Here is a 22,286-nt window from a genome sequence, read left to right on the forward strand (position 1 = left end):
CGGGCGTCGGGGGGCGAGTACGCGTCCGAGTATCTCAGGCCGGCTCGGCCTCGGACATGCCCTGGTGGCGCAGCAGCGCGTCCAATTGCGGCTCCCGACCGCGGAAGGCCTTGAACGACTCCATGGCCGTGCGGCTGCCGCCGGCCTCGAGGATGGCCTGGCGGTACTTGCGGCCCGTCTCGATGCTCGGCTCGCCGCTGGCGCCGGCGGTTTCCTCGAAGGCCGCGTAGGCGTCGGCGCTCAGCACTTCGGACCACTTGTAGCTGTAGTAGCCGGCCGCGTAGCCGCCCGAGAAGATGTGGCTGAAGGTGTTGGGCGTACGGCTGAAGGCGGGCGAGGGCATCACCGCCACCTCGGACCGCACCTGGCCCAGCAGCGCCATCACGCCGCCCGGCTGCGCCTTGGCGGCGTCGTACTCGGTGTGCAGCAGCATGTCGAACAGCGAGAACTCGATCTGGCGCAGCGTCTGCAGCCCGCTCTGGAAGTTCTTGGCCGCCGTCATCTTGTCGAACAGCGCGCGCGGCAGCGGCAGGCCGGTGTCGACGTGTGCGGTCATGTGCTGCAGCACGTCCCATTCCCAGCAGAAGTTCTCCATGAACTGGCTGGGCAGTTCGACCGCATCCCACTCGACACCGCTGATGCCGGACACGTCGCGCTCGTTGATCTGCGTGAGCATGTGGTGCAGGCCGTGGCCGAACTCGTGGAAGAGGGTGGTCACGTCATCGTGCGTCAGCAGCGGCGGCTTGCCGTCGACGCCTTCGGCGAAGTTGCACACCAGCTGCGCGACCGGCGTCTGCAGGGTGCCCGTGTCGGGGCGCAGCCAGCGGGCGCGCACGTCGTCCATCCAGGCGCCGCCGCGCTTGGCGGCACGTGCGGACGGGTCGAGGTAGAACTGGCCGACGCACTGGTCGCCCCGTTCGATGCGGTAGAACTCGACTGTCGGGTGCCACACCGGCGCGAAGTCGCGGCGAATGGTCACTTCGAACAGCGTCTCGACGATCTTGAAGAGGCCGGCCATCACCTTGGGTGCCGGGAAGTACTGCTTGACCTCCTGCTCGCTGAAGGCGTAGCGCGCTTCCTTGAGCTTCTCGCCGATGAAGGTCCAGTCCCACGGCTGCGGGTCGGTCAGGCCGAGCTGCTCGGCGGCGAAGGCGCGCAGGTCGGCCAGGTCACGCTCGCCGAAAGGCTTGGCGCGCGTGCCCAGGTCGCGCAGGAACTTCACGACCTGCTCGGGCGAATCGGCCATCTTCGGCACGACCGACAGTTCGCCGAAGTTGCGGTAGCCCAGCAGCTTCGCCTCTTCCTGGCGCAGCGCCAGGATCTCGGTGATGAGTGCGGTGTTGTCGAAGGCCGGGTCGCCGAACTCGCTGGCGCGGGTGACGTAGGCGCGGTAGAGCGTCTCGCGCAGCGCGCTGCGCTTGGCGAACTGCATGACCGGCAGGTAGCACGGCATTTTGAGCGTCAGCTTGTAGCCGGGCTTGCCATCGGCTTCAGCCCCGGCGCGCGCCGCGCCGATCACATCTTCCGGCAGGCCTTCGAGCTCGCTGGCCTCGGCGTAGTAGGCGAAGGCGTCGGTGGCGTCGAGCGCGTTCTCGCTGAACTTCTGGCTCAGCTCGGCCTGGCGCTCCTGGATGACCGCGAAGCGCTCCTTGGCGGCGCCCTGAAGTTCGGCGCCGCCAAGCACGAAATTGCGGATCGCATTGCGATGCGCCTGCTTCTGCTCGGCGTTCAGCGTGGCGGTATCGATGGCCTTGTACTTGGCGTAGAGCCGCTCGTCGGAGCCCAGGCGGGTCCAGAAGGCGGTGACGCGGGGCATGGCGTCGTTGTAGGCCGCGCGCAGTTCCGGCGTGTCGGCCACGGCATTCAGATGGCCGACCGCGCCCCAGGCCCGGCTGAAGCGCTCGGACGACACGTCCAGCACCTTCGAGATCGCGAGCCAGTCCGCAGGGAATTCGGCCGCCGTGACCGTCTGCAACGCTGCCTCGGCGTCGGCCAGCAGGGTGTCGACGGCCGGCGCGACGTGCTCCGGCTTGATCTGGTCGAACAGCGGGAGATCGGTGAAGTCGAGGAGCGGATTGGTCATGGTTTCCATCTGGCGCCGCGGGCGCCAAGTTCAAGTCAGTGGGCGGTCCGTTCGGCGGCTTCGAGCGTGTTGACCAGCAGCATCGTGATGGTCATGGGGCCGACGCCGCCGGGCACCGGCGTGATCCAGCCGGCGACTTCGCGCACGCCGTCGAAATCGACGTCGCCGCAGAGCTTGCCTGCGTCGTTGCGGTTCATGCCCACGTCGATGACCACCGCGCCCGGCTTCACCATGTCGGCGGTGAGCACGTTGCGCTTGCCGACGGCCGCGACGACCACGTCGGCCTGGCGCGTCATGGCGCCCAGGTCCGCCGTGGCGCTGTGGCAGATGGTCACGGTCGCGTTCTTCGCGAGCAGCATCAGCGCCATCGGTTTGCCCACGATGTTGCTGCGGCCGATGACCACCGCATGCTTGCCGCGCAGGTCGTAGCCAATGGATTCGAGCATCTTCATGCAGCCATAGGGCGTGCAGGGCCAGAAGCCGGGCGCGCCGGTCATCAGCGCGCCGGCGCTGGCCACGTGGAAGCCGTCGACGTCCTTCTCGGGCGAGATGGCCTCGATGACCTTCTGCGCATCGATGTGCGCCGGCAGCGGCAGCTGCACCAGGATGCCGTGGATGGCGGGGTCGTTGTTGAGCGCGTCGACGCGGGCCAGCAGCTCGGCCTCGCTCAGGTCGGCCGGGTATTTCTCGAGCACCGAATGCAGGCCGTTGTCTTCGCAGGCCTTGACCTTGTTGCGCACATAGACCTGGCTGGCGGGGTTCTCGCCGACCAGCACCACGGCCAGGCCGGGCGTCACGCCGAGTGCCTTCAGTGCCGCGGCGCGTGCGGCGACATCGGCGCGCAGCGTGCGGGAGAGAGCATTGCCGTCGATCAGTTGGGCTGTCATCGTTTTTCCGATTTTCCAAGTAGAAACGCCCGCTTGCGCAGGCGTCGGGGGACTTTCTGGCTATCTGGCCGATAGCATTTCAGGGGGCCTTCGCCGTCGGCTGGGCCTGGCCGAGCGCGATCTTCAGCAGATCGGCCACGGTGTTGGCGTTGAGCTTTTCCATGATGTTGGCGCGGTGCGCCTCGACCGTCTTGATGCTGATGCCGAGGTCGTCGGCGATCTGCTTGTTGAGGCGGCCGGCGACGATGCGCTCGAGCACCTGGGCCTCGCGGCCGGTGAGCTTGGACAGCAGCGCGTCGCGGCTGGCCGACTGCTGGTGCTGCGCGAAGGCGCCGCGCGCGTGCTCGAGCATGCGCTCGACCAGCGTGACGAGTTCGTCCTCGTTGAAAGGCTTCTGGATGAAATCCATCGCGCCCTTCTTCATCGAGTCGACCGCCATCGGCACGTCGCCGTGGCCGGTGATGACCACGATGGGCAGCGGCGAGCGGCGTTCGATCAGGCGGTCCTGCAGCTCGATGCCCGACATGCCGCCCATGCGGATGTCGACGATCAGGCAGGCGACCTCGCGGGGGTCGTAGCGGGAGAGAAAGGATTCGGCGGAATCGAAGCAGCGGACCCGGTAGTCCTTGCCTTCGAGCAGCCATTGCAGAGAGTCACGCACGGCTTCGTCATCGTCGACGACATAGACCGTGCCCTTCTTCGGAATCAAGCTCATGCGGGTACCTTTGCCTCGTCGTTTGCTACGGAACTGCTAGCGTCCATCACCGGAATCCAGAAGGAGAAACGGCATCCGATCACGTCCGGGCCATTGTAGATGTTCTCTGCCTGCATCCGGCCACGGTGCGACTCCACGATGGTGCGGCAGAGGTTCAGGCCGATGCCCATGCCTTCGGCCTTGGTGGAGAAGAAGGCTTCGTACAGGCGGTCCATCACCTCCGGGGCCAGGCCCATGCCGGTGTCCTGCACCGAGAACTCGATGGCGTTCTGGCCTTCGATGACCTTGGGCAGCACGCGCAGTTCCACGCTGCGCCGTGCCAGCGGACGCTCGGCCAGGTCGATCGACTCGGCGGCGTTCTTCAGCAGGTTCACCAGCACCTGCTCGATCAGGATCGGATCGACCCGCACGATGGGCAGCCGCGCCGCCACGTAATGGTTCAGCCGCACGTTGCGTCGGCGCAGTTCGATGCCGGCCAGTTCGACCGCCTCGCCGACCATGGTCGCCACGTCGGCCGGCGTGCGGTTCGGCTCGCTGCGCTTCACGAAGGAGCGGATGCGCTGGATGATCTGGCCGGCCCGCTGCGCCTGCTTGGCGGTCTTCTCGAGCGCGGCGAGCAGGGCGTCGGAGTCGATCTGCTGGCCCTTGATGCGGGACATCATGCCGTTGCAGTAGTTGCTGATGGCGGTGAGCGGCTGGTTCAGTTCGTGCGCGACGCTCGACGCCATCTCGCCCATCGTGATCAGCCGGCTCGCCGCCTGCGCGCGGTCGGCCTGCGCGGCGGCCTGTTCTTCGGCGTCGCGGCGCGGCGTGATGTCGGTGGCGATCACCAGCTGGGCCAGCCGGCCATCGACCCAGGTGAGGTAGCGCGAACGCACCTCCAGCCACTTGCCCAGCTCGGGCACGAAGATCTCGTTGTTCGCCGGTTGCGCCGTGGTGAGCGTGTCGATCGGCAGGCCGGCGAAGGGGTCGACGTCGTCCAGCGCGTCGTCGTGCGCGGCGGAGGCCGGCACGCCGGCCTGCGCCACCATCGCCAGGTGGCCGACTGTATCGGAGCCGAACCACAGCCGGTACAGCTTGTTGGCGAAGAGCAGCTCCTCGCTGCCGATGGGCGCCACCGACACTGCGGCGTCGAGCGCCTCCAGCACCGTCGTGAAGCGCTCGTACGACGCCGACAGCTGCTCGCGGATGCGCGTCGGCTCGGTGATGTCGGTCATCGAGGTCATCCAGCCGGTCTGGTGGCCGCGCGCGTCGATCAGCGGCGACACGTAGAGCCGGGCGTTGAAGACGCTGGTGTTCTTGCGCTTGACCCGCACCTGGAAGCCGCCGGGCAGGGCGCGGCCGTGCAGTTCTTCTTCGAGCCGCTCGTTCATCACCTCGCGGTCGGATTCGAGCCAGTAGGGGAAGGGTGGCTTCTGCCCCACGAGTTCGGATTCGCTCCAGCCGGTCATGGCGCAGAAGGCCGCGTTGACGTAGGTGATGCGGCCATCGAGGTCGAGCACCCGCATGCCGGTGAGCATCGAGTTCTCCATCGCGCGCCGGAAGTTGGTCTCGGCGATCAGTGCCTGCTGCGCCTGCAGGCGGCGGCGCGTGTGGCGCCAGGTGCCGATCAGCATCCAGGCGGTCAGCACGCTGAGCGCGCCGACCAGCCAGAACAGGCCGTTGCCGACCAGGCCGGGCGAGGTGCGGTAGGCCTGCGCGCGCAGGATCACGGCATTGCCGATCGGCGACACCGGCACTTCGTACTCGTTCGTGTGCTCGACCCAGGGCAGCAGCCGTGTGCCGTCGCCGCGCGGGTTGACGGTGTTGCCGGCGAGCACGCCGCCCTTCGCGTCGAGCAGGGCGACGGCGTAACGCGCGCTGACCTCCGGCGGTACGCCGTAGCGCAGCAGGCTGTCGATCGAGAATTCGCCGAGCACGACCCCCGCGAACAGCCCCTGGTCGAACAGGGGGATGTGCAGTTGCAGCATCGCGACCGGGTCGCCGCCCGTCACCGGCTGCGAGAAGACCGGCTGGCGCAATTCACGGGCGAGCGCGTAGTTGCTCTCGATGTCGCCTGGGCGCAGCACCTCGTCCAGCACATGCTGCTGCGCGGGATGCACGCTGGGCGCGGCGTAGTTGGCCTTGAAGCGCCGGCGGTCGTCGATCCAGCTGATCGCCTGCAGTTCGGGGTACTGGCTCACCAGGGATTCGGCCCGGCTGCCGAATTCCGCGGCGTCGATCTCGCGGTTGGAGGCATCGCGCGCCAGGCGCATCAGCTGCTCCTGGCGTTCGAGCAACCGCAGCCGCAGCCGCTGCTGCGCGTACTCGACGTCGCGCTTGACGGATTCCTGCTCGCGCTCGATCTCTTCTGCCCGGAGGTACCAGAAGGCCGACACGATGGCGGCCAGGAACAGGATCACGGCCGCCAGCGGCACGAGCATGGCGACCGAGTCCTGCAGCACCGGCGTCTGCCGGCGCCACCAGCGACGCCACCATGCCAGCGGTGAGGCTTTGACGGCGCTGCGGGCGGCGGCGAGCGGGCTGAAGAAGGGCATCGAGCGAGTGTAGGGGAACCCCTAGTTCGCCTGACGCGAAGCGGTCTCCAAAACGGTTCAGACTGCGACGGACCGGTGCGCGCCGAAGGAATCCATTGGCAATGCGTTTCACATTAAGAAAACGACGAACACCATTTGAAATTCGACCTGTTCTGTGCGACATTTCCGCCAACTCAAATCCACAGCCACGCCCTCAAGGAGACAAGCATGTCGGCAATTCCCGAGAACCATTTCGGCTCGGCCGCGAACGACGCGGACGCGCAGGAAACCCGTGAATGGATGGACGCCCTGTCCGCCGTCATCCAGAGCGAAGGCCCCGAACGGGCGCACTTCCTGCTCGAACAGCTGCTCGAACATGCGCGCCAGAACAGCGTCGACTTGCCCTTCTCGGCCAACACCGGCTACGTGAACACGCTCGAGCCCGAACTCGAAGCGCGCAGCCCCGGCAACCTGGAGATCGAGCAGCGTCTGCGTGCCTACATGCGCTGGAACGCGATGGCGATGGTGGTCAAGGCCAACCGCCTGCATCCGGTCGACGGCGGCGACCTGGGCGGCCACATCGGCTCCTTCGCTTCGCTGGCCAGCATGTTCGGTGCCGGCTTCAACCATTTCTGGCGTGCCGAGAGCGAAGGCCATGGCGGTGACTGCCTCTACATCCAGGGCCATGTCTCGCCCGGCATCTACGCCCGTGCCTACCTCGAAGGCCGGCTGAGCGAGGACCAACTGCTCCACTTCCGCCAGGAAGTCGACGGCAAGGGCCTTTCGAGCTACCCGCACCCCAAGCTGATGCCGGAGTTCTGGCAGTTCCCCACGGTGTCGATGGGCCTCGGCCCGCTGATGGCGATCTACCAGGCGCGCTTCCTCAAGTACCTGCACGCCCGCGGCATCGCCAACACCGAGAACCGCAAGGTCTGGGTGTTCTGCGGCGACGGCGAAATGGACGAGGTCGAATCGCTCGGCGCCATCGGCCTGGCCGCGCGCGAGAAGCTGGACAACCTGATCTTCGTGATCAACTGCAACCTGCAGCGCCTCGACGGCCCGGTGCGCGGCAACGGGAAGATCATCCAGGAACTCGAAGGCGAGTTCCGAGGCGCCAACTGGAACGTGATCAAGCTGATCTGGGGCAAGGGCTGGGACGCCCTGCTCGCCGCCGACAAGGACGGCGCACTGCGCAAGATCATGATGGAGTGCAACGACGGCGACTACCAGTCGTTCAAGGCCAACGACGGCGCCTACGTCCGCAAGAACTTCTTCGGCCGCGATCCGCGCACGCTCAAGATGGTCGAGCACCTGAGCGACGACGAGATCTGGAACCTGCAGCGCGGCGGCCACGATTCGCAGAAGGTGTACGCCGCCTTCCATGCGGCGCAGAACCACCAGGGCCAGCCCACCGTGCTGCTCGTCAAGACCGTCAAGGGCTTCGGCATGGGCAAGATCGGCGAAGGCAAGAACAACGTCCACCAGACCAAGAAGCTCGGCGACGAGGACATCAAGGCCTTCCGCGATCGCTTCAACATCCCGATTCCCGACAGCCAGCTCCCCGAGCTGCCCTTCTACAAGCCGGCCGACGACACGCCGGAAATGAAGTACCTGCACGAGCGCCGCAAGGCGCTGGGCGGCTACCTGCCGCATCGCCGAACCAAGGCCGACGAGAGCTTCACGGTGCCCGCGCTGGACACCTTCAAGGCCGTGCTCGAGCCGACGGCCGAGGGCCGCGAGATCTCCACCACGCAGGCCTACGTGCGCTTTCTCACGCAGCTGCTGCGCGACCAGGCGCTGGGCCCGCGCGTCGTGCCGATCCTGGTCGACGAGGCACGCACCTTCGGCATGGAAGGGCTGTTCCGCCAGATCGGCATCTACAACCCCGCGGGGCAGCAGTACACGCCGGTCGACAAGGACCAGGTCATGTACTACAAGGAAGACAAGGCCGGCCAGATCCTGCAGGAAGGCATCAACGAGGCCGGCGGCATGTCGAGCTGGATCGCGGCGGCCACGTCGTACAGCACGAACAACCGCATCATGGTGCCGTTCTACGTGTACTACTCGATGTTCGGCTTCCAGCGCATCGGCGACCTGGCCTGGGCGGCCGGCGACATGCAGGCGCGCGGCTTCCTGCTGGGCGGCACGTCGGGGCGCACCACGCTCAATGGCGAAGGCCTGCAGCACGAAGACGGCCACAGCCACATCCTGGCCAACACCATTCCGAACTGCGTGAGCTACGACCCGACCTTCGCGCACGAGGTCGGCGTGATCCTGCACCATGGCTTGAAGCGCATGGTGGAGAAGCAGGACAACGTCTACTACTACCTCACGCTGCTCAACGAGAACTACGCTATGCCCGGCCTGCAGCCGGGCACCGAGGAGCAGATCATCAAGGGCATGTACCTGTGCAAGCAGGGCCCGGTGATCAAGGCAGCCAAGGGCAAGGAAGCGCCGACCGTGCAACTGCTCGGCAGCGGCACCATCCTGCGCGAGAGCATCGCCGCGCAGGAACTGCTCGAGAAGGAATGGGGCGTCAGCGCCAGCGTCTGGAGCTGCCCGAGCTTCAACGAGCTCACGCGCGACGGCCAGGATGCCGACCGCTGGAACCTGCTGCACCCGACCGACGCGCCGCGCGTGCCCTTCGTGGCGCAGCAGCTGGCGGCCAGCACCGGCCCGGTGGTCGCATCGACCGACTACATGAAAGCCTACGCCGAGCAGATCCGCCCGTTCATCCCGAAGGGCCGGACCTACAAGGTGCTGGGCACCGACGGCTTCGGCCGCAGCGACTTCCGCAGCAAGCTGCGCGAGCACTTCGAGATCAACCGCCACTTCATCGTGGTGGCCACGCTCAAGGCGCTGGCCGAGGACGGCACGCTGCCGGCCTCGAAGGTCGCCGAGGTCATCCAGAAGTACGGCATCAACGCCGACAAGGTCAACCCGCTCTACGCGTAACCCGCAACCCGAACAACCGACGCGCCCGACGGGCGGGAGACAGAGATATGGCAGCAGTGGAAGTGAAGGTGCCGGACATCGGCGATTTCGACGAAGTCGCGGTGATCGAGGTGCTGGTGAAGGTGGGCGACACGGTGAAGGCCGAACAGTCGCTGATCACGGTGGAGTCGGACAAGGCGTCGATGGAGATTCCGTCGTCGACCGCCGGCGTGGTGAAGGAACTCAAGGTTCAGGTCGGCGGCAAGGTCAAGGAAGGCTCGGTCGTGCTGGTGCTGGAGGCCGCCGATGCGGGGGCCGCGTCCGCCCCGGCGCCGGCCGCCGCGCCTGCGCCGGCTGCTTCGCCCGCGCCACAGGCGGCTGCGGCCCCCGCGCCGGCCGCGTCCGCTGCACCGGCGGGGCCGGTCGAGGTCAAGGTGCCGGACATCGGCGATTTCAAGGACGTGTCGGTCATCGAGGTGCTGGTGAAGCCGGGCGATGCGATCAAGGCCGAGCAGTCGCTGATCACGGTGGAGTCGGACAAGGCGTCGATGGAGATTCCGTCGTCGGCCGCCGGCACGCTGAAGGAAATGAAGGTCAAGGTCGGCGATGTGGTGAACATCGGCGACCTGATCGCGGTGCTCGAAGGCACGGCGGGTGCCGCGCCGGCACCCGCCGCTTCGCCGGCACCGGCCTCGGCGCCGGCTGCAGCAGCGCCCACGTCCGCCACGGCCAGCACGCCGGCACCGTTGCCCGCGGCTGCACCCGCTGCGCACGACACCGCCACACCGCCGAGCGGCAGCCTGCCGCATGCGTCGCCGTCGGTGCGCAAGTTCGCACGCGAATTGGGCGTGCCGCTGGAGGAGGTCAAGGGCTCCGGGCTCAAGGGCCGCATCACGCAGGAAGACATCCAGAACTTCACCAAGGCCGTTATGAGCGGCGCCGCCAGCACCCAGGCCGCAGGCGCCAAGGCATCGGCCGGTGGTGGCGACGGCGCAGCGCTGGGGCTGATCCCCTGGCCGAAGGTCGACTTCGCGAAGTTCGGCACGGTCGAGCGCAAGGAGCTCTCGCGCATCAAGAAGCTCAGCGGCGCGAACCTGCACCGCAACTGGGTGATGATCCCGCACGTCACGAACAACGACGAGGCCGACATCACCGCGCTGGAAGCCTTCCGCGTGGCGACCAACAAGGAAAACGAGAAGTCGGGCGTCAAGGTGACGATGCTGGCCTTCGTGATCAAGGCTGTGGTCGCGGGCCTGAAGAAATTCCCCGAGTTCAACACCAGCCTCGACGGCGACACGCTGGTCTACAAGCAGTACTACAACATCGGCTTCGCGGCGGACACGCCCAACGGGCTGGTGGTGCCGGTGCTCAAGGACGCCGACAAGAAGGGCATCCTGCAGATCAGCCAGGAGATGGGCGAACTCGCCAAGAAGGCGCGCGAGGGCAAGCTCGGCGGGGCCGACATGCAGGGCGGCTGCATGTCGATCAGCTCGCTCGGCGGCATCGGCGGCACACACTTCACGCCCATCATCAACGCACCCGAAGTGGCCATCCTCGGCCTGTCGAAGAGCGCGATGAAACCGGTGTGGGACGGCAAGCAGTTCGTGCCGCAGCTGACGCTGCCGCTGTCGCTGTCGTACGACCACCGCGTGATCGACGGGGCCCTGGCCGCACGCTTCAACGCCTATCTCGGTCAGGTCCTCGCCGACTTCCGCCGCGTGCTGCTCTGAGAAGGAACCCAACATGAGTGAACAACAGATCAAGGTTCCGGACATCGGCGACTTCGACGAAGTCGCGGTGATCGAGGTGCTGGTGAAGGTGGGCGACACGGTGAAGGCGGAGCAGTCGCTGATCACCGTCGAATCGGACAAGGCGTCGATGGAGATCCCGTCGTCGGCGGCCGGTACGGTGAAGGCCGTGGCCGTGAAGGTGGGCGACAAGGTCAAGCAGGGCTCGGTGGTGCTGACGCTGGACGTGGCCGAAGGGGCCGCTGCGCCGGCTCCCGCTGCCGCACCGGCGGCCAAGGCACCTTCACCGGCGCCGGCACCTGTTGCGGCTTCGCCGGCGCCCGTCGCGTCGAGCTACAGCGGCGCCGTCGATGTGGAGTGTGACTTGCTCGTGCTCGGTGCCGGCCCCGGTGGTTATTCCGCCGCCTTCCGCGCGGCCGACCTCGGCCTGAAGGTCGTGCTGGTCGAGCGCTATGCGACGCTGGGCGGTGTGTGCCTCAACGTCGGGTGCATCCCGTCGAAGGCGCTGCTGCACGTCGCGGCCGTGATGGACGAGGTCAAGCACTTCGCCGACATGGGCGTGACCTTCGGCGAGCCGAGCATCGACCGCAGCAAGCTGCTGGCGCGCAAGAACAAGGTGGTGAGCAAGCTCACCGGCGGCCTGAGCGCCATGGCGAAGATGCGCAAGGTGACGACGGTGCGCGGCGTCGGCGAGTTCGTCGACCCCTACCACGTCAAGGTGCAGGAAACCTCGGGCGATGGCCGCGACACCACGGACAAGGCGCAGACCATCAGGTTCCGCCATTGCGTGATCGCCGCCGGATCGCAGGCGGTGCATCTGCCCTTCATGCCGAAGGACCCGCGCGTGGTCGACTCGACCGGCGCGCTGGAACTGGGCGTCGAGCCCAAGCGCATGCTGATCCTGGGCGGCGGCATCATCGGCCTGGAAATGGGCTCGGTGTATTCGTCGCTGGGCGCGCGCCTCGACGTGGTCGAAATGATGGACGGCCTGATGCAGGGCGCCGACCGCGACCTGGTCAAGGTCTGGCAGAAGATGAACGCGCCGCGCTTCGACAACATCATGCTCAAGACCAAGACGGTCGGCGCGGAGGCCACCAAGGAAGGCATCCGCATCACCTTCGAGGGCGAGGCCGCGCCGAAGGAACCGCAGCTGTACGACCTGGTGCTGCAGGCCGTCGGCCGCACGCCCAACGGCAAGAAGATCGCGGCCGAGAAGGCCGGCGTGACGGTGACCGACCGCGGCTTCATCCCGGTCGACATCCAGATGCGCACCAACGTGCCGCACATCTTCGCGGTGGGCGACATCGTCGGTCAGCCGATGCTGGAGCACAAGGCGGTGCACGAGGCCCATGTGGCCGCGGAAGTCATCGCCGGCGAGCAGAAGGGCGACAAGGCGCTGTCCAGCGCCGCCTTCAACGCGCGCGTGATCCCGAGCGTGGCCTACACCGATCCGGAGGTGGCGTGGGTCGGTCTGACCGAAGACCAGGCCAAGGCCAGCGGCGTGAAGATCACCAAGGGCCTGTTCCCATGGAACGCCTCGGGCCGCGCCATCGCCAATGGGCGTGACGAAGGCTTCACCAAGCTGCTGTTCGACGCCGAGAGCCATCGCATTCTCGGCGGCGGCATCGTCGGCACGCACGCGGGTGACATGATCGGCGAGATCGCGCTGGCCATCGAGATGGGCGCCGACGCCATCGACATCGGCAAGACGATCCACCCGCACCCGACGCTGGGCGAGAGCATCGGCCTGGCGGCCGAGGCGGCGCATGGCAGTTGCACGGACCTGCCGCCGGTCAAGCGCTGAGACCGGCGCACCCACAAAAAAACCCGCCGACGGCGGGTTTTTTTGTGGGTGCGAGAGCGCGTCGTGGATTACTTGACTGCAGCGCGCGATGCTTCGTCGTCGTCGGTAGACAGCACTCGGCGGGCGCCGTCGAAGCGGCGCTTCCAGTAGCTGCCGTTCATGTCTTCCACCCGAACCTGCGCACCGGTGCGCGGCGCGTGGATGAACTTGCCTTCGCCGACGTAGATACCGACATGGCTGAAGGCGCGGCGCATGGTGTTGAAGAACACCAGGTCACCCGGCTTGAGTTCGCTGCGGTCGATCTTCTCGGTGGCGGCGGCCTGTTCTTCGGCGCGGCGCGGCAGGAGGTGGCCGACCGTCTGGTTGTACATGGCGCGGACGAAGCCGCTGCAGTCGAAGCCGCTTTCCGCCGTGTTGCCGCCGCGTCGGTAGGGGACACCGAGGAAGCCGATGGCCGTGACCACCAGATTGGAGGTCCGCTCAACGACGCTCTGGCGAACTTGCTGCAGGTGGCCGATCAAACCCCTGTCCACCAGCGCCCGGTCTATGTCTTCCGAACGGTCTGCAACGGGGGCCGCATGTGCGGCGCCAGCGACGAGGAGGGTGGCAAGGATCAGGGGAAGACGCATGGGTTCGTAGGATAGGGATGACACTCTGTAGTGTCAATTTGAAGCGAATTCTCGATTTTGCCTGCAAACACTTGTCGGAATTCATGTTTTCAGGATTTTCAAGGATGCGATATGTAAAGTTGCACGGGGTTTGAAATATCTTGCAACAGTTATGTAGCGCAAAGGTTTACTAATCTGTGTCTTTGTTGGTGAGCGACAAAGTGAGATCGTCAAATCGACCATTGGAAGTAGAAATGAATGTGAAATACAAGCGGCTTCTTCTCCTGGGTTGGCTGGCGGTGGGCTTTGCCGGTGCCGGTTCGGCGTTGGCACAGGTCCAAGTCGAACGGGTGGCGGCCGGTTTGGAACACCCCTGGGCGGTCGCCTTCCTGCCGGCGCAGCGCTTTCTGGTGACCGAGCGGGCCGGACGGCTTCGCGTCGTCGGTGCCGACGGGCACATCGGCGCGCCCGTGACCGGTCTGCCGGCGATCGCGGCGGGCGGGCAGGGTGGCTTGCTGGACGTGGTGACCGACAGCGCCTTTGCGAGCAACCGCACCGTCTATGTCTGCTTCTCGGAGCCGGAGGCCGGGGGCTCGGGCAACAGTACCGCGGTGCTGCGAGCGACGTTGTCGGGCGACGCCACGCGGCTGGAGAACGTCCGGGTGATCTTCAGCCAGCGGCCCAAGGTCGCCAGTCGGGCGCATTTCGGCTGCCGCATCGTCGAGGCGCTTGACGGCACGCTGTTCGTCACGCTCGGAGACCGCTTCAGTCGCAAGGAAGACGCGCAGAAGCTCGACAACCACCTGGGCAAGGTGGTGCGCATCCAGAAGGACGGTGCCGTGCCGGCGGACAACCCCTTCGTGGGCCGCGCCGGCGCGCTGCCCGAGATCTGGAGCTACGGCCATCGCAACGGCCAGGGTGCCACGCTCGGCCCCGACGGCCGTGTCTGGATGCACGAGCATGGCCCGCAAGGCGGCGACGAGATCAACGTGCCCCAGGCGGGCGGGAACTACGGCTGGCCGGTCGTCACCTACGGCGAGAACTACGGCGGCGGGAAGATCGGCGACGGCCTGACCGTCAAGGCGGGCATGGCGCAGCCGCTGCACTACTGGGTGCCCTCGATCGCACCGTCGGGCATGGCGTTTTTGACCAGCGACCGCTATGGCCCGGCCTGGAAGGGCAGCCTCTTCGTGGGCTCGCTGAAGTTCGGCTATCTCGACCGCCTCGACTTGAAGGACGGCAAGGTCGTCGCCGAGCACAAGCTGCTCGAAGACGGCCGCGCGCGTATCCGCGATGTGCGCCAGGGGCCTGACGGCCTGCTCTATGTGTTGACGGACGAGTCGGACGGCAAGCTGCTGCGGTTGCGGCCGCAGTGAGGTCGCTGCGCATGGGCAGTGCGGCGGCAGCAGCGTGCCAGGGCGGCCGTGCGATACGGTCTAATTCCGTGCCGCGTCGGGTTGCCCCATACCCGACCGTTTTTTCGAAGGACTCCCCATGCTGCTCGACGCTTCCGTTTCCCAATTGGTCCTGATCGACTACCAGGCTCGCCTGATGCCCGCGATCTTCGAGGGCGAGGCCGTGGCGGCCAACGCGGTCCGCCTCGGAAAGATCGCGCAGATGCTCGACGTGCCGGCATGGGGTACCGAGCAGAACCCGTCCAAGCTGGGCGAGAACCTGCCGGAGATCCGTGCACTGTGCCAGCGAACGCTCGCCAAGATGCATTTCAGCGGTGTGGAAGAAGGCCTGGGCGAATGGCTCCGTCCGCCGGCCAAGGCGCCCCAGGGTAACGCGCGCAGCCTGCCCAAGCACCTGCAGAAGCAGGGCGCTGCGGGGCAGGACGAGCGCAACACCATCGTGGTGGCCGGCTGCGAAGCGCATGTGTGCCTGCTGCAGACGGCGCTCGATCTGCTGGAGGACGAATTCGACGTCTGGGTGGTCACGGACGCCTGCAGCTCGCGCACCGAGCGCAACCGCGACGCGGCCTTCGACCGCCTGGCCGGTGCCGGCGCCGAACTGGTGACCACCGAGATGGTCGGCTTCGAGTGGCTGCGCACGGCGGAGCACCCGGCCTTCCATGCGTACCAGTCGCTGATTCGTTGACCCAGGTCAAGGCGGCGTGGTGCCTGTGTCAGCGTCTTGCAAGCGCGGGCACCAATCATGAATCCAGATCCCGCATCCGAGCGGGACAATTCCGGAGACAAGCCTCATGCCGAACCCGACCGCCTCCTACGACGACTTCTATCGCCGCTCCATCGACCACAGCGAGGCCTTCTGGGCCGAGCAGGCCGCGTTCATCGACTGGGAAACGCCGCCGCAGCAGATCCTGGACGCCAGCCATCCGCCCTTCGCGCGCTGGTTCGTCGGCGGCACGACCAACCTCTGCCACAACGCCGTCGATCGTCATCTGGCGGCCCGCGGCGACCAGCCGGCGCTGATCTGCGTCTCCACCGAAACGGGCAACGAACGCAGCTACAGCTTCCGCGAACTGCATGCCGAGGTGCAGCGCACCGCCGCCAGCCTGCTGGCGCTGGGCGTGAAGCGCGGCGACCGCGTGCTGATCTACATGCCCATGATCGCGGAGGCCGCCTTCGCGATGCTGGCCTGCGCCCGCATCGGCGCGGTGCACTGCGTGGTGTTCGGCGGCTTCGCGAGCGGCTCGCTCGCCTCGCGCATCGAGGACGCCGAGCCGACCGTGGTGGTCAGCGCCGATGCCGGTTCGCGCGCCGGCAAGGTGATCGCGTACAAGCCGCTGCTCGACGAGGCGATCCGGCTGTCGAAGCACAAGCCGGCCGCCGTGCTGCTGGCCGACCGGGGGCTGGCGCCGATGGACCTGGTCGCGGGCCGGGACCATCTCCTGCGCGACCTCGCCGCGCAGCATGCCGACACGGCGGTGCCCTGCACGTGGCTCGAATCCACCGAGATCAGCTACACCATCTACACCAGTGGCACCACCGGCAAGCCCAAGGGCGTGCAGCGCGACACGGGCGGCTACGCCGTCGCGCTCGCCGCGAGCATGAAGCACATCTTCGACGGCCGCGCCGGCGAGACCTTCTTCTCGACCAGCGACATCGGGTGGGTGGTGGGCCACAGCTACATCGTCTACGGGCCACTGATCGCCGGCATGGCAACGATCATGTACGAGGGCCTGCCGACGCAGGGGCTGGACGGCCAGCCCGACGGCGGCATCTGGTGGCAACTGGTCGAGAAGTACAAGGTGACCGTCATGTTCAGCGCGCCGACGGCGGTGCGCGTGCTCAAGAAGCAGGACCCGGGGCTGCTCACCAAGTACGACCTCTCGAGCCTCCGGGCGCTGTTTCTGGCCGGCGAACCGCTGGACGAACCGACGGCCCGCTGGATCAGCGACGGGCTGGGCGTACCCATCATCGACAACTACTGGCAGACCGAGTCGGGCTGGCCGATCATCACTATCGCCAACGGCGTGGAGAAGAAGCCCAGCAAGTTCGGCAGCCCGGGTGTGCCGATGTACGGCTGGCGGGTGAAGATCGTCCACGAGTCCACCGGCGAGGAGCTGACCACGCCCGGCCAGAAGGGCGTGGTGGTGGTCGAAGGCCCGACGCCGCCGGGCTTCATGCAGACGATCTGGCGTGACGACGCGCGCTTCGTCAACACCTACTGGAAGAGCATCCCCGACCGGATGGTCTATTCGACCTTCGACTGGGGCATCCGCGACGCCGACGGCTATTTCTACATCCTCGGCCGGACCGACGACGTCATCAACGTGGCGGGCCATCGGCTCGGCACGCGCGAGATCGAGGAAGCGATCTCGGGCCATCCGGCCATCGCCGAGGTGGCGGTGGTCGGTGTCGCCGACGCACTCAAGGGGCAGGTGGCCGTGGCCTTCGCCGTCACGAAGGACGGCGTCGCCGGCCCGGCGCTGGAAGGCGAGGTCATGAAGCGGGTGGCCGATGACCTCGGCGCACTGGCGCGGCCGGCGCGGGTGCATTTCGTGACCGCGTTGCCCAAGACACGCAGCGGAAAATTGCTGCGGCGCGCCATCCAGGCGGTGTGCGAAGGGCGCGATCCGGGCGACCTCACGACCATCGACGATCCCGGCACCCTCCGGAAGATTCAGCAACTGCTCGGCCGCTGAGGTCTTGTCGCCACACCGGGCGCCGTCACAGGGCTGACGTGGCACAATGCCATGGTACTCAGGCCCTTCCCTAGCCACAGTCGCATCCGCCAACCGGTCCAGCCGTGTCGCGGAAGGTTTCTTAAACCAGCTAATGCTTCCTTCAGGGGAGCGAAAGTCAGCGGAACATGAGCGATTCGTCGTCCGTCTATCAAGCCTACCAAGGCAACACCTACCTCTTCGGCGGCAACGCGCCCTATGTCGAAGAGATGTACGAGAACTACCTCGAAAACCCCGGCAGCGTGCCCGACAACTGGCGCTCGTACTTCGATGCGCTGCAGCATGTCCCGGCCGCCGACGGCAGCAACGCGCGCGACGTCGCACACCTTCCCGTCGTCAATGCCTTCGCCGAGCGTGCGAAGCAGGGGACGACCAAGGTGGTGCACGCCAGCGGTGCCGACTCCGAACTCGGCCGCCAGCGCACGGCGGTCCAGCAGCTGATCGCGGCCTACCGCAACGTCGGCGCACGCTGGGCCGACCTCGACCCGCTCAAGCGCACCGAGCGCCCGGCGATCCCCGAACTCGAACCGTCGTTCTACGGTCTGCGCGACGCCGACCTCGAAACGGTGTTCAACACGAGCAACACCTTCTTCGGCAAGGACACCATGTCCCTGCGCGATCTGCTCAACGCCTTGCGTGAGACGTACTGCGGCACGATCGGCGTCGAGTACATGTACACGACCGACCAGAACCACAAGCGCTGGTGGCAGCAGAAGCTCGAGACGGCACGCACCAACCCGAAGCTCAATGCCGAGCAGAAGAAACATGTTCTGGAGCGCCTGACGGCCGCCGAAGGCCTGGAGCGCTTCCTCCACACCAAGTACGTCGGCCAGAAGCGCTTTTCGCTCGAAGGCGGCGAGAGCTTCATCGTGTCGATGGACGAGCTCATCAACGAAGCCGGCACCAAGGGTGTGCAGGAAATCGTGATCGGCATGGCGCACCGCGGCCGCCTCAACGTGCTGGTCAATTCGCTCGGCAAGATGCCGGCCGACCTGTTCGCCGAGTTCGACCACACGGCCCCCGAAGACCTGCCCAGCGGCGACGTGAAGTACCACCAGGGCTTCAGCTCCGACGTGAGCACGCGCGGCGGCCCGGTGCACCTGAGCCTGGCGTTCAACCCGTCCCATCTCGAAATCGTCAACCCGGTGGTCGAAGGCTCGGTGCGCGCCCGCATGGACCGCCGCGGCGACCCGCTCGGCAAGCAGGTGCTGCCGATCATCGTGCACGGCGACGCGGCCTTCGCCGGCCAGGGCGTCGTGATGGAAACGCTGGCGCTGGCCGAGACGCGGGGCTATTCCACCGGCGGCACGGTGCACATCGTCATCAACAACCAGATCGGCTTCACCACCAGCGACCCGCGCGACAGCCGCTCGACGCTGTACTGCTCGGACATCGTCAAGATGATCGAGGCGCCGGTGCTGCATGTGAACGGCGACGACCCCGAGGCCGTGGTGCTCGCCACCCAGCTCGCGCTGGACTTCCGCATGGAATTCCAGAAGGACGTGGTCGTCGACATCATCTGCTTCCGCAAGCTCGGCCACAACGAGCAGGACACGCCCTCGCTCACCCAGCCGCTGATGTACAAGAAGATCGCCCAGCACCCCGGCACGCGCAAGCTGTATGCCGACAAGCTGGCCGCACAGGGCCTGGGCGCCACGCTGGGCGACGACATGGTCAAGGCGCAGCGCGCCGCCTTCGACGCCGGCAAGAACACCTCGGACCCGGTGCTCACCAACTTCAAGAGCAAGTACGCGGTCGACTGGAGCCCCTTCCTCAACAAGAAGTGGACCGACGCCGGCGACACCGCCATCCCCACGGCCGAGTGGAAGCGCCTGGCCGAGAAGATCACCACCGTGCCGGCCGGCTTCACCGTGCATCCGCTGGTAAAGAAGGTGCTGGACGACCGCGCCGCCATGGGCCGCGGCGACGTCAACGTCGACTGGGGCATGGGCGAGCACATGGCCTTCGCCTCGCTGGTGGCCAGCGGCTATCCGGTGCGCCTGTCCGGCGAAGACTCGGGCCGCGGCACCTTCACCCACCGCCACGCGGTGCTGCACGACCAGAACCGCGAGAAGTTCGACACGGGCACCTACACGCCGCTGCAGAACGTGGCCGAGAGCCAGGCGCCTTTCGTCGTGATCGACTCGATCCTGTCCGAAGAGGCCGTGCTGGCCTTCGAATACGGCTACGCCTCGAACGACCCGAACACGCTGGTGATCTGGGAAGCCCAGTTCGGCGACTTCGTCAACGGTGCGCAAGTGGTCATCGACCAGTTCATCGCCTCGGGCGAAGTGAAGTGGGGCCGTGTCAACGGCCTGACCATGATGCTGCCGCACGGCTACGAAGGCCAGGGCCCGGAGCACAGCTCGGCGCGCCTGGAGCGCTTCATGCAGCTGTCGGCCGACACCAACATGCAGGTGGTGCAGCCGACGACGGCCAGCCAGATCTTCCACATCCTGCGCCGCCAGATGGTGCGCAACCTGCGCAAGCCGCTGGTCATCCTCACGCCCAAGTCGCTGCTGCGCAACAAGGACGCGACCTCGCCGCTGTCCGAGTTCACCAAGGGTTCGTTCCAGACCGTCATCCCCGACGCGAAGGATCTCAAGGCCGACAAGGTCAAGCGCGTGATCGCCTGTTCGGGCAAGGTCTACTACGACCTGGCCAAGAAGCGCGAAGAGAAGGGCGTCGACGACGTGGCGATCATCCGCGTCGAGCAGCTCTATCCGTTCCCGCACAAGGCCTTCTCCACCGAGTTGAAGAAGTACCCGAACCTGGTCGACGTGGTGTGGTGCCAGGACGAACCGCAGAACCAGGGCGCCTGGTTCTTCGTGCAGCACTACATCCACGAGAACATGGCCGAAGGCCAGAAGCTGGGCTATTCCGGTCGCGCCGCCTCGGCATCGCCGGCGGTCGGCTATTCGCACCTGCACCAGGAGCAGCAGAAGGCGCTGGTCGACGGCGCGTTCGGCAAGCTCAAGGGTTTCGTCCTCACGAAGTGAGCCGGCTCCTACCATCCACCCCCCTATAAATAGAAGTCGGAGCACTCTCCAAAATGTCTATCGTTGAAGTCAAAGTCCCTGAGTTGTCGGAATCGGTGGCAGAAGCCACCATGCTCACCTGGAAGAAGAAGGCCGGCGAAGCCGTCGCCATCGATGAGATCCTGATCGAGATCGAGACCGACAAGGTCGTGCTCGAAGTGCCGGCGCCCGCAGCCGGCGTGATGGCCGAGATCGTGCAAGGTGACGGCGCCACCGTGGTGGCCGGGCAGGTCATCGCCAAGATCGACACCGAAGGCAAGGCCGGCGCCGCGGCGCCTGCAGCCGCACCGGCCGCCGCGGCACCCGCTGCCGCCGCACCTGCACCGGCTCAAGCCGCAGCGGCCGCCACCGGCGGTTCGAAGTCCGACGTCGCCATGCCCGCCGCTGCCAAGCTGCTGGCCGACAACAACCTCACGACCGGCGACGTGGCCGGCTCCGGCAAGGACGGCCGCGTGACCAAGGGCGACGTGCTCGGCGCCGTGGCCTCGGGCACGACCGCCAAGGCCCCGGCCGCTGCGCCCGCTGCCAAGCCCGCGCTGCAGCAAGTCGCTGCCCCCGCGAGCCCGAAGGACCTGGGCGAGCGCCCCGAGCAGCGCGTGCCGATGAGCCGCCTGCGCGCGCGCATCGCCGAGCGTCTGCTGCAGTCGCAGTCGACCAACGCCATCCTGACCACCTTCAACGAAGTCAACATGGCCCCGGTCATGGAGATGCGCAAGAAGTTCCAGGACCAGTTCACCAAGGAACACGGCGTGAAGATCGGCTTCATGAGCTTCTTCGTGAAGGCCGCGGTGCACGCACTCAAGAAGTACCCGGTGATCAACGCCTCGGTCGACGGCAACGACATCGTCTACCACGGCTATTTCGACATCGGTATCGCCGTCGGTTCGCCGCGCGGCCTGGTGGTGCCGATCCTGCGCAACGCCGACCAGATGAGCTTCGCCGAGATCGAGAAGAAGATCGCCGAGTTCGGCCAGAAGGCCAAGGACGGCAAGCTGGGCATCGAAGAGATGACCGGCGGCACCTTCTCCATCTCCAACGGCGGCACCTTCGGCTCGATGCTGTCGACGCCCATCATCAACCCGCCGCAGTCGGCCATCCTGGGCGTGCATGCGACCAAGGACCGCGCGGTGGTGGAGAACGGCCAGATCGTCATCCGTCCGATGAACTACCTGGCGATGTCGTACGACCACCGCATCATCGACGGCCGCGAAGCCGTGCTGGGCCTGGTCGCCATGAAGGAAGCGCTGGAAGATCCGTCGCGCCTGCTGTTCGACATCTGATCCGAACGCAATGCGCCGTCTGGCCGTTGTCATGCTCTGCGCCCTCGGCGCCTCGGCTTCGGCTGAGGCGGCGGAGCGCGATGCGTGGAGCGGCCTCTACCGGCATGAATGGGTGGCCAACACCCAAGCCGCCCAGGCCATCGCGGCCACCCTCGAGCGCCCAGAGCCGTCGCAGCTGACGATCACCCGCGCGCCCGATGCCGACCCGGCCAAGCTGATGAAGCGCTACCAGTCGGACTTGGCACGATGGACCCTGGCACAGGCCAGCGGCGGCGGCGAGAAAAGCAGACCCCTGCGCCGCTTCCTGCCCCGCGAATACGCCGGGTGGGGCTGGACAGCCCTGCACGAGGCCGGGCGCATGGAATGCCTGGACGGCGGCCATCTCTTCCTCTGCAAGACCACGCCCGACACCACCGTCGCCTTCGGCCCCGAAGGGCCCGGGCAAGAGACCCTGCGGGTCAAGACGGGTGTCTTTGGAATCGTCCTCCATGCGGGGGCATTCGAACTCAAGAAACTGGACTGA

The 22,286-nt window shown here is 66.7% G+C and carries 14 protein-coding genes; 9 read left to right on the plus strand and 5 right to left on the minus strand.

Features of this window, described 5'->3' with window-relative positions; translation table 11 throughout:
• Positions 1–34 precede the first annotated feature (34 nt).
• The 4 genes from N8A90_RS08835 to N8A90_RS08850 all read right to left on the minus strand — a co-directional run bounded on the left by N8A90_RS08835 (position 35) and on the right by N8A90_RS08850 (position 6,222).
• Positions 35–2,092 (minus strand): M3 family metallopeptidase, encoded by a 2,058-nt coding sequence (locus N8A90_RS08835; protein ID WP_410087650.1) that lies wholly within the window; start codon positions 2,090–2,092, stop codon positions 35–37.
• Positions 2,093–2,118: 26 nt separating this feature from the next.
• Positions 2,119–2,970, minus strand: a complete 852-nt coding sequence (gene folD, locus N8A90_RS08840) for a bifunctional methylenetetrahydrofolate dehydrogenase/methenyltetrahydrofolate cyclohydrolase FolD (protein ID WP_262074375.1) — start codon at positions 2,968–2,970, stop codon at positions 2,119–2,121.
• Positions 2,971–3,049: 79 nt separating this feature from the next.
• Positions 3,050–3,685, minus strand: a complete 636-nt coding sequence (locus N8A90_RS08845; protein WP_262074376.1) for a response regulator transcription factor — start codon at positions 3,683–3,685, stop codon at positions 3,050–3,052.
• A complete protein-coding gene (locus N8A90_RS08850; RefSeq protein WP_262074377.1) occupies positions 3,682–6,222 on the minus strand; it encodes a PAS domain S-box protein in 2,541 nt (846 codons plus the stop codon). Before N8A90_RS08850 ends, N8A90_RS08845 begins: the two co-directional genes overlap by 4 nt.
• 207 nt (positions 6,223–6,429) lie before the next feature.
• Here N8A90_RS08850 and aceE point away from each other — a divergent pair, with 207 nt between their 5' ends.
• The 3 genes from aceE to lpdA are packed head-to-tail and all read left to right on the plus strand — an operon-like array spanning position 6,430 to position 12,687.
• Positions 6,430–9,156, plus strand: a complete 2,727-nt coding sequence (gene aceE / locus N8A90_RS08855; protein ID WP_262074378.1) for a pyruvate dehydrogenase (acetyl-transferring), homodimeric type — start codon at positions 6,430–6,432, stop codon at positions 9,154–9,156.
• Positions 9,157–9,203: 47 nt separating this feature from the next.
• Positions 9,204–10,865 (plus strand): dihydrolipoyllysine-residue acetyltransferase, encoded by a 1,662-nt coding sequence (aceF, locus tag N8A90_RS08860; protein WP_262074379.1) that lies wholly within the window; start codon positions 9,204–9,206, stop codon positions 10,863–10,865.
• Positions 10,866–10,878: 13 nt separating this feature from the next.
• Complete coding sequence (gene lpdA / locus N8A90_RS08865; protein ID WP_262074380.1) at positions 10,879–12,687, plus strand: dihydrolipoyl dehydrogenase; 1,809 nt, start codon at positions 10,879–10,881, stop codon at positions 12,685–12,687.
• Positions 12,688–12,755: 68 nt separating this feature from the next.
• On the opposite strand, the gene N8A90_RS08870 is transcribed toward lpdA, so the two are convergent.
• Positions 12,756–13,316 carry a C40 family peptidase gene (locus N8A90_RS08870; protein ID WP_262074381.1) on the minus strand — a complete coding sequence of 187 codons (561 nt, stop codon included), beginning with the start codon at positions 13,314–13,316 and terminating at the stop codon, positions 12,756–12,758.
• A gap of 233 nt (positions 13,317–13,549) precedes the next feature.
• On the opposite strand from N8A90_RS08870, the gene N8A90_RS08875 reads away from it, so the two are divergent.
• The 6 genes from N8A90_RS08875 to N8A90_RS08900 all read left to right on the plus strand — a co-directional run bounded on the left by N8A90_RS08875 (position 13,550) and on the right by N8A90_RS08900 (position 22,286).
• On the plus strand, positions 13,550–14,671 hold the full coding sequence (locus tag N8A90_RS08875) for a PQQ-dependent sugar dehydrogenase (protein ID WP_262074383.1): 1,122 nt from the start codon (positions 13,550–13,552) through the stop codon (positions 14,669–14,671).
• A 118-nt stretch (positions 14,672–14,789) separates the two neighbouring features.
• Positions 14,790–15,395, plus strand: a complete 606-nt coding sequence (locus N8A90_RS08880; RefSeq protein ID WP_262074386.1) for an isochorismatase family protein — start codon at positions 14,790–14,792, stop codon at positions 15,393–15,395.
• Between the two features lie 106 nt (positions 15,396–15,501).
• Complete coding sequence (locus N8A90_RS08885; protein ID WP_262074387.1) at positions 15,502–17,406, plus strand: propionate--CoA ligase; 1,905 nt, start codon at positions 15,502–15,504, stop codon at positions 17,404–17,406.
• Between the two features lie 167 nt (positions 17,407–17,573).
• The gene (locus N8A90_RS08890; protein ID WP_262074388.1) at positions 17,574–20,444 is read left to right on the plus strand and encodes a 2-oxoglutarate dehydrogenase E1 component; all 2,871 of its coding nucleotides are present in this window, start codon (positions 17,574–17,576) and stop codon (positions 20,442–20,444) included.
• Positions 20,445–20,497: 53 nt separating this feature from the next.
• Complete coding sequence (gene odhB / locus N8A90_RS08895; protein WP_262074390.1) at positions 20,498–21,763, plus strand: 2-oxoglutarate dehydrogenase complex dihydrolipoyllysine-residue succinyltransferase; 1,266 nt, start codon at positions 20,498–20,500, stop codon at positions 21,761–21,763.
• A 10-nt stretch (positions 21,764–21,773) separates the two neighbouring features.
• The gene (locus N8A90_RS08900) at positions 21,774–22,286 is read left to right on the plus strand and encodes a hypothetical protein (protein WP_262074392.1); all 513 of its coding nucleotides are present in this window, start codon (positions 21,774–21,776) and stop codon (positions 22,284–22,286) included.

This window comes from Variovorax sp. N23, from assembly GCF_025486315.1.
Classification (GTDB): domain Bacteria; phylum Pseudomonadota; class Gammaproteobacteria; order Burkholderiales; family Burkholderiaceae_C; genus Variovorax.

Bases quoted from the DNA above. Each gene is read 5' to 3' on its own strand.
- N8A90_RS08835 (WP_410087650.1), bottom strand. From the start codon at position 2,092: ATGGAAACCATGACCAATCCGCTCCTCGACTTCACCGATCTCCCGCTG.
- folD (WP_262074375.1), bottom strand. From the start codon at position 2,970: ATGACAGCCCAACTGATCGACGGCAATGCTCTCTCCCGCACGCTGCGC.
- N8A90_RS08845 (WP_262074376.1), bottom strand. From the start codon at position 3,685: ATGAGCTTGATTCCGAAGAAGGGCACGGTCTATGTCGTCGACGATGAC.
- N8A90_RS08850 (WP_262074377.1), bottom strand. From the start codon at position 6,222: ATGCCCTTCTTCAGCCCGCTCGCCGCCGCCCGCAGCGCCGTCAAAGCC.
- aceE (WP_262074378.1), top strand. From the start codon at position 6,430: ATGTCGGCAATTCCCGAGAACCATTTCGGCTCGGCCGCGAACGACGCG.
- aceF (WP_262074379.1), top strand. From the start codon at position 9,204: ATGGCAGCAGTGGAAGTGAAGGTGCCGGACATCGGCGATTTCGACGAA.
- lpdA (WP_262074380.1), top strand. From the start codon at position 10,879: ATGAGTGAACAACAGATCAAGGTTCCGGACATCGGCGACTTCGACGAA.
- N8A90_RS08870 (WP_262074381.1), bottom strand. From the start codon at position 13,316: ATGCGTCTTCCCCTGATCCTTGCCACCCTCCTCGTCGCTGGCGCCGCA.
- N8A90_RS08875 (WP_262074383.1), top strand. From the start codon at position 13,550: ATGAATGTGAAATACAAGCGGCTTCTTCTCCTGGGTTGGCTGGCGGTG.
- N8A90_RS08880 (WP_262074386.1), top strand. From the start codon at position 14,790: ATGCTGCTCGACGCTTCCGTTTCCCAATTGGTCCTGATCGACTACCAG.
- N8A90_RS08885 (WP_262074387.1), top strand. From the start codon at position 15,502: ATGCCGAACCCGACCGCCTCCTACGACGACTTCTATCGCCGCTCCATC.
- N8A90_RS08890 (WP_262074388.1), top strand. From the start codon at position 17,574: ATGAGCGATTCGTCGTCCGTCTATCAAGCCTACCAAGGCAACACCTAC.
- odhB (WP_262074390.1), top strand. From the start codon at position 20,498: ATGTCTATCGTTGAAGTCAAAGTCCCTGAGTTGTCGGAATCGGTGGCA.
- N8A90_RS08900 (WP_262074392.1), top strand. From the start codon at position 21,774: ATGCGCCGTCTGGCCGTTGTCATGCTCTGCGCCCTCGGCGCCTCGGCT.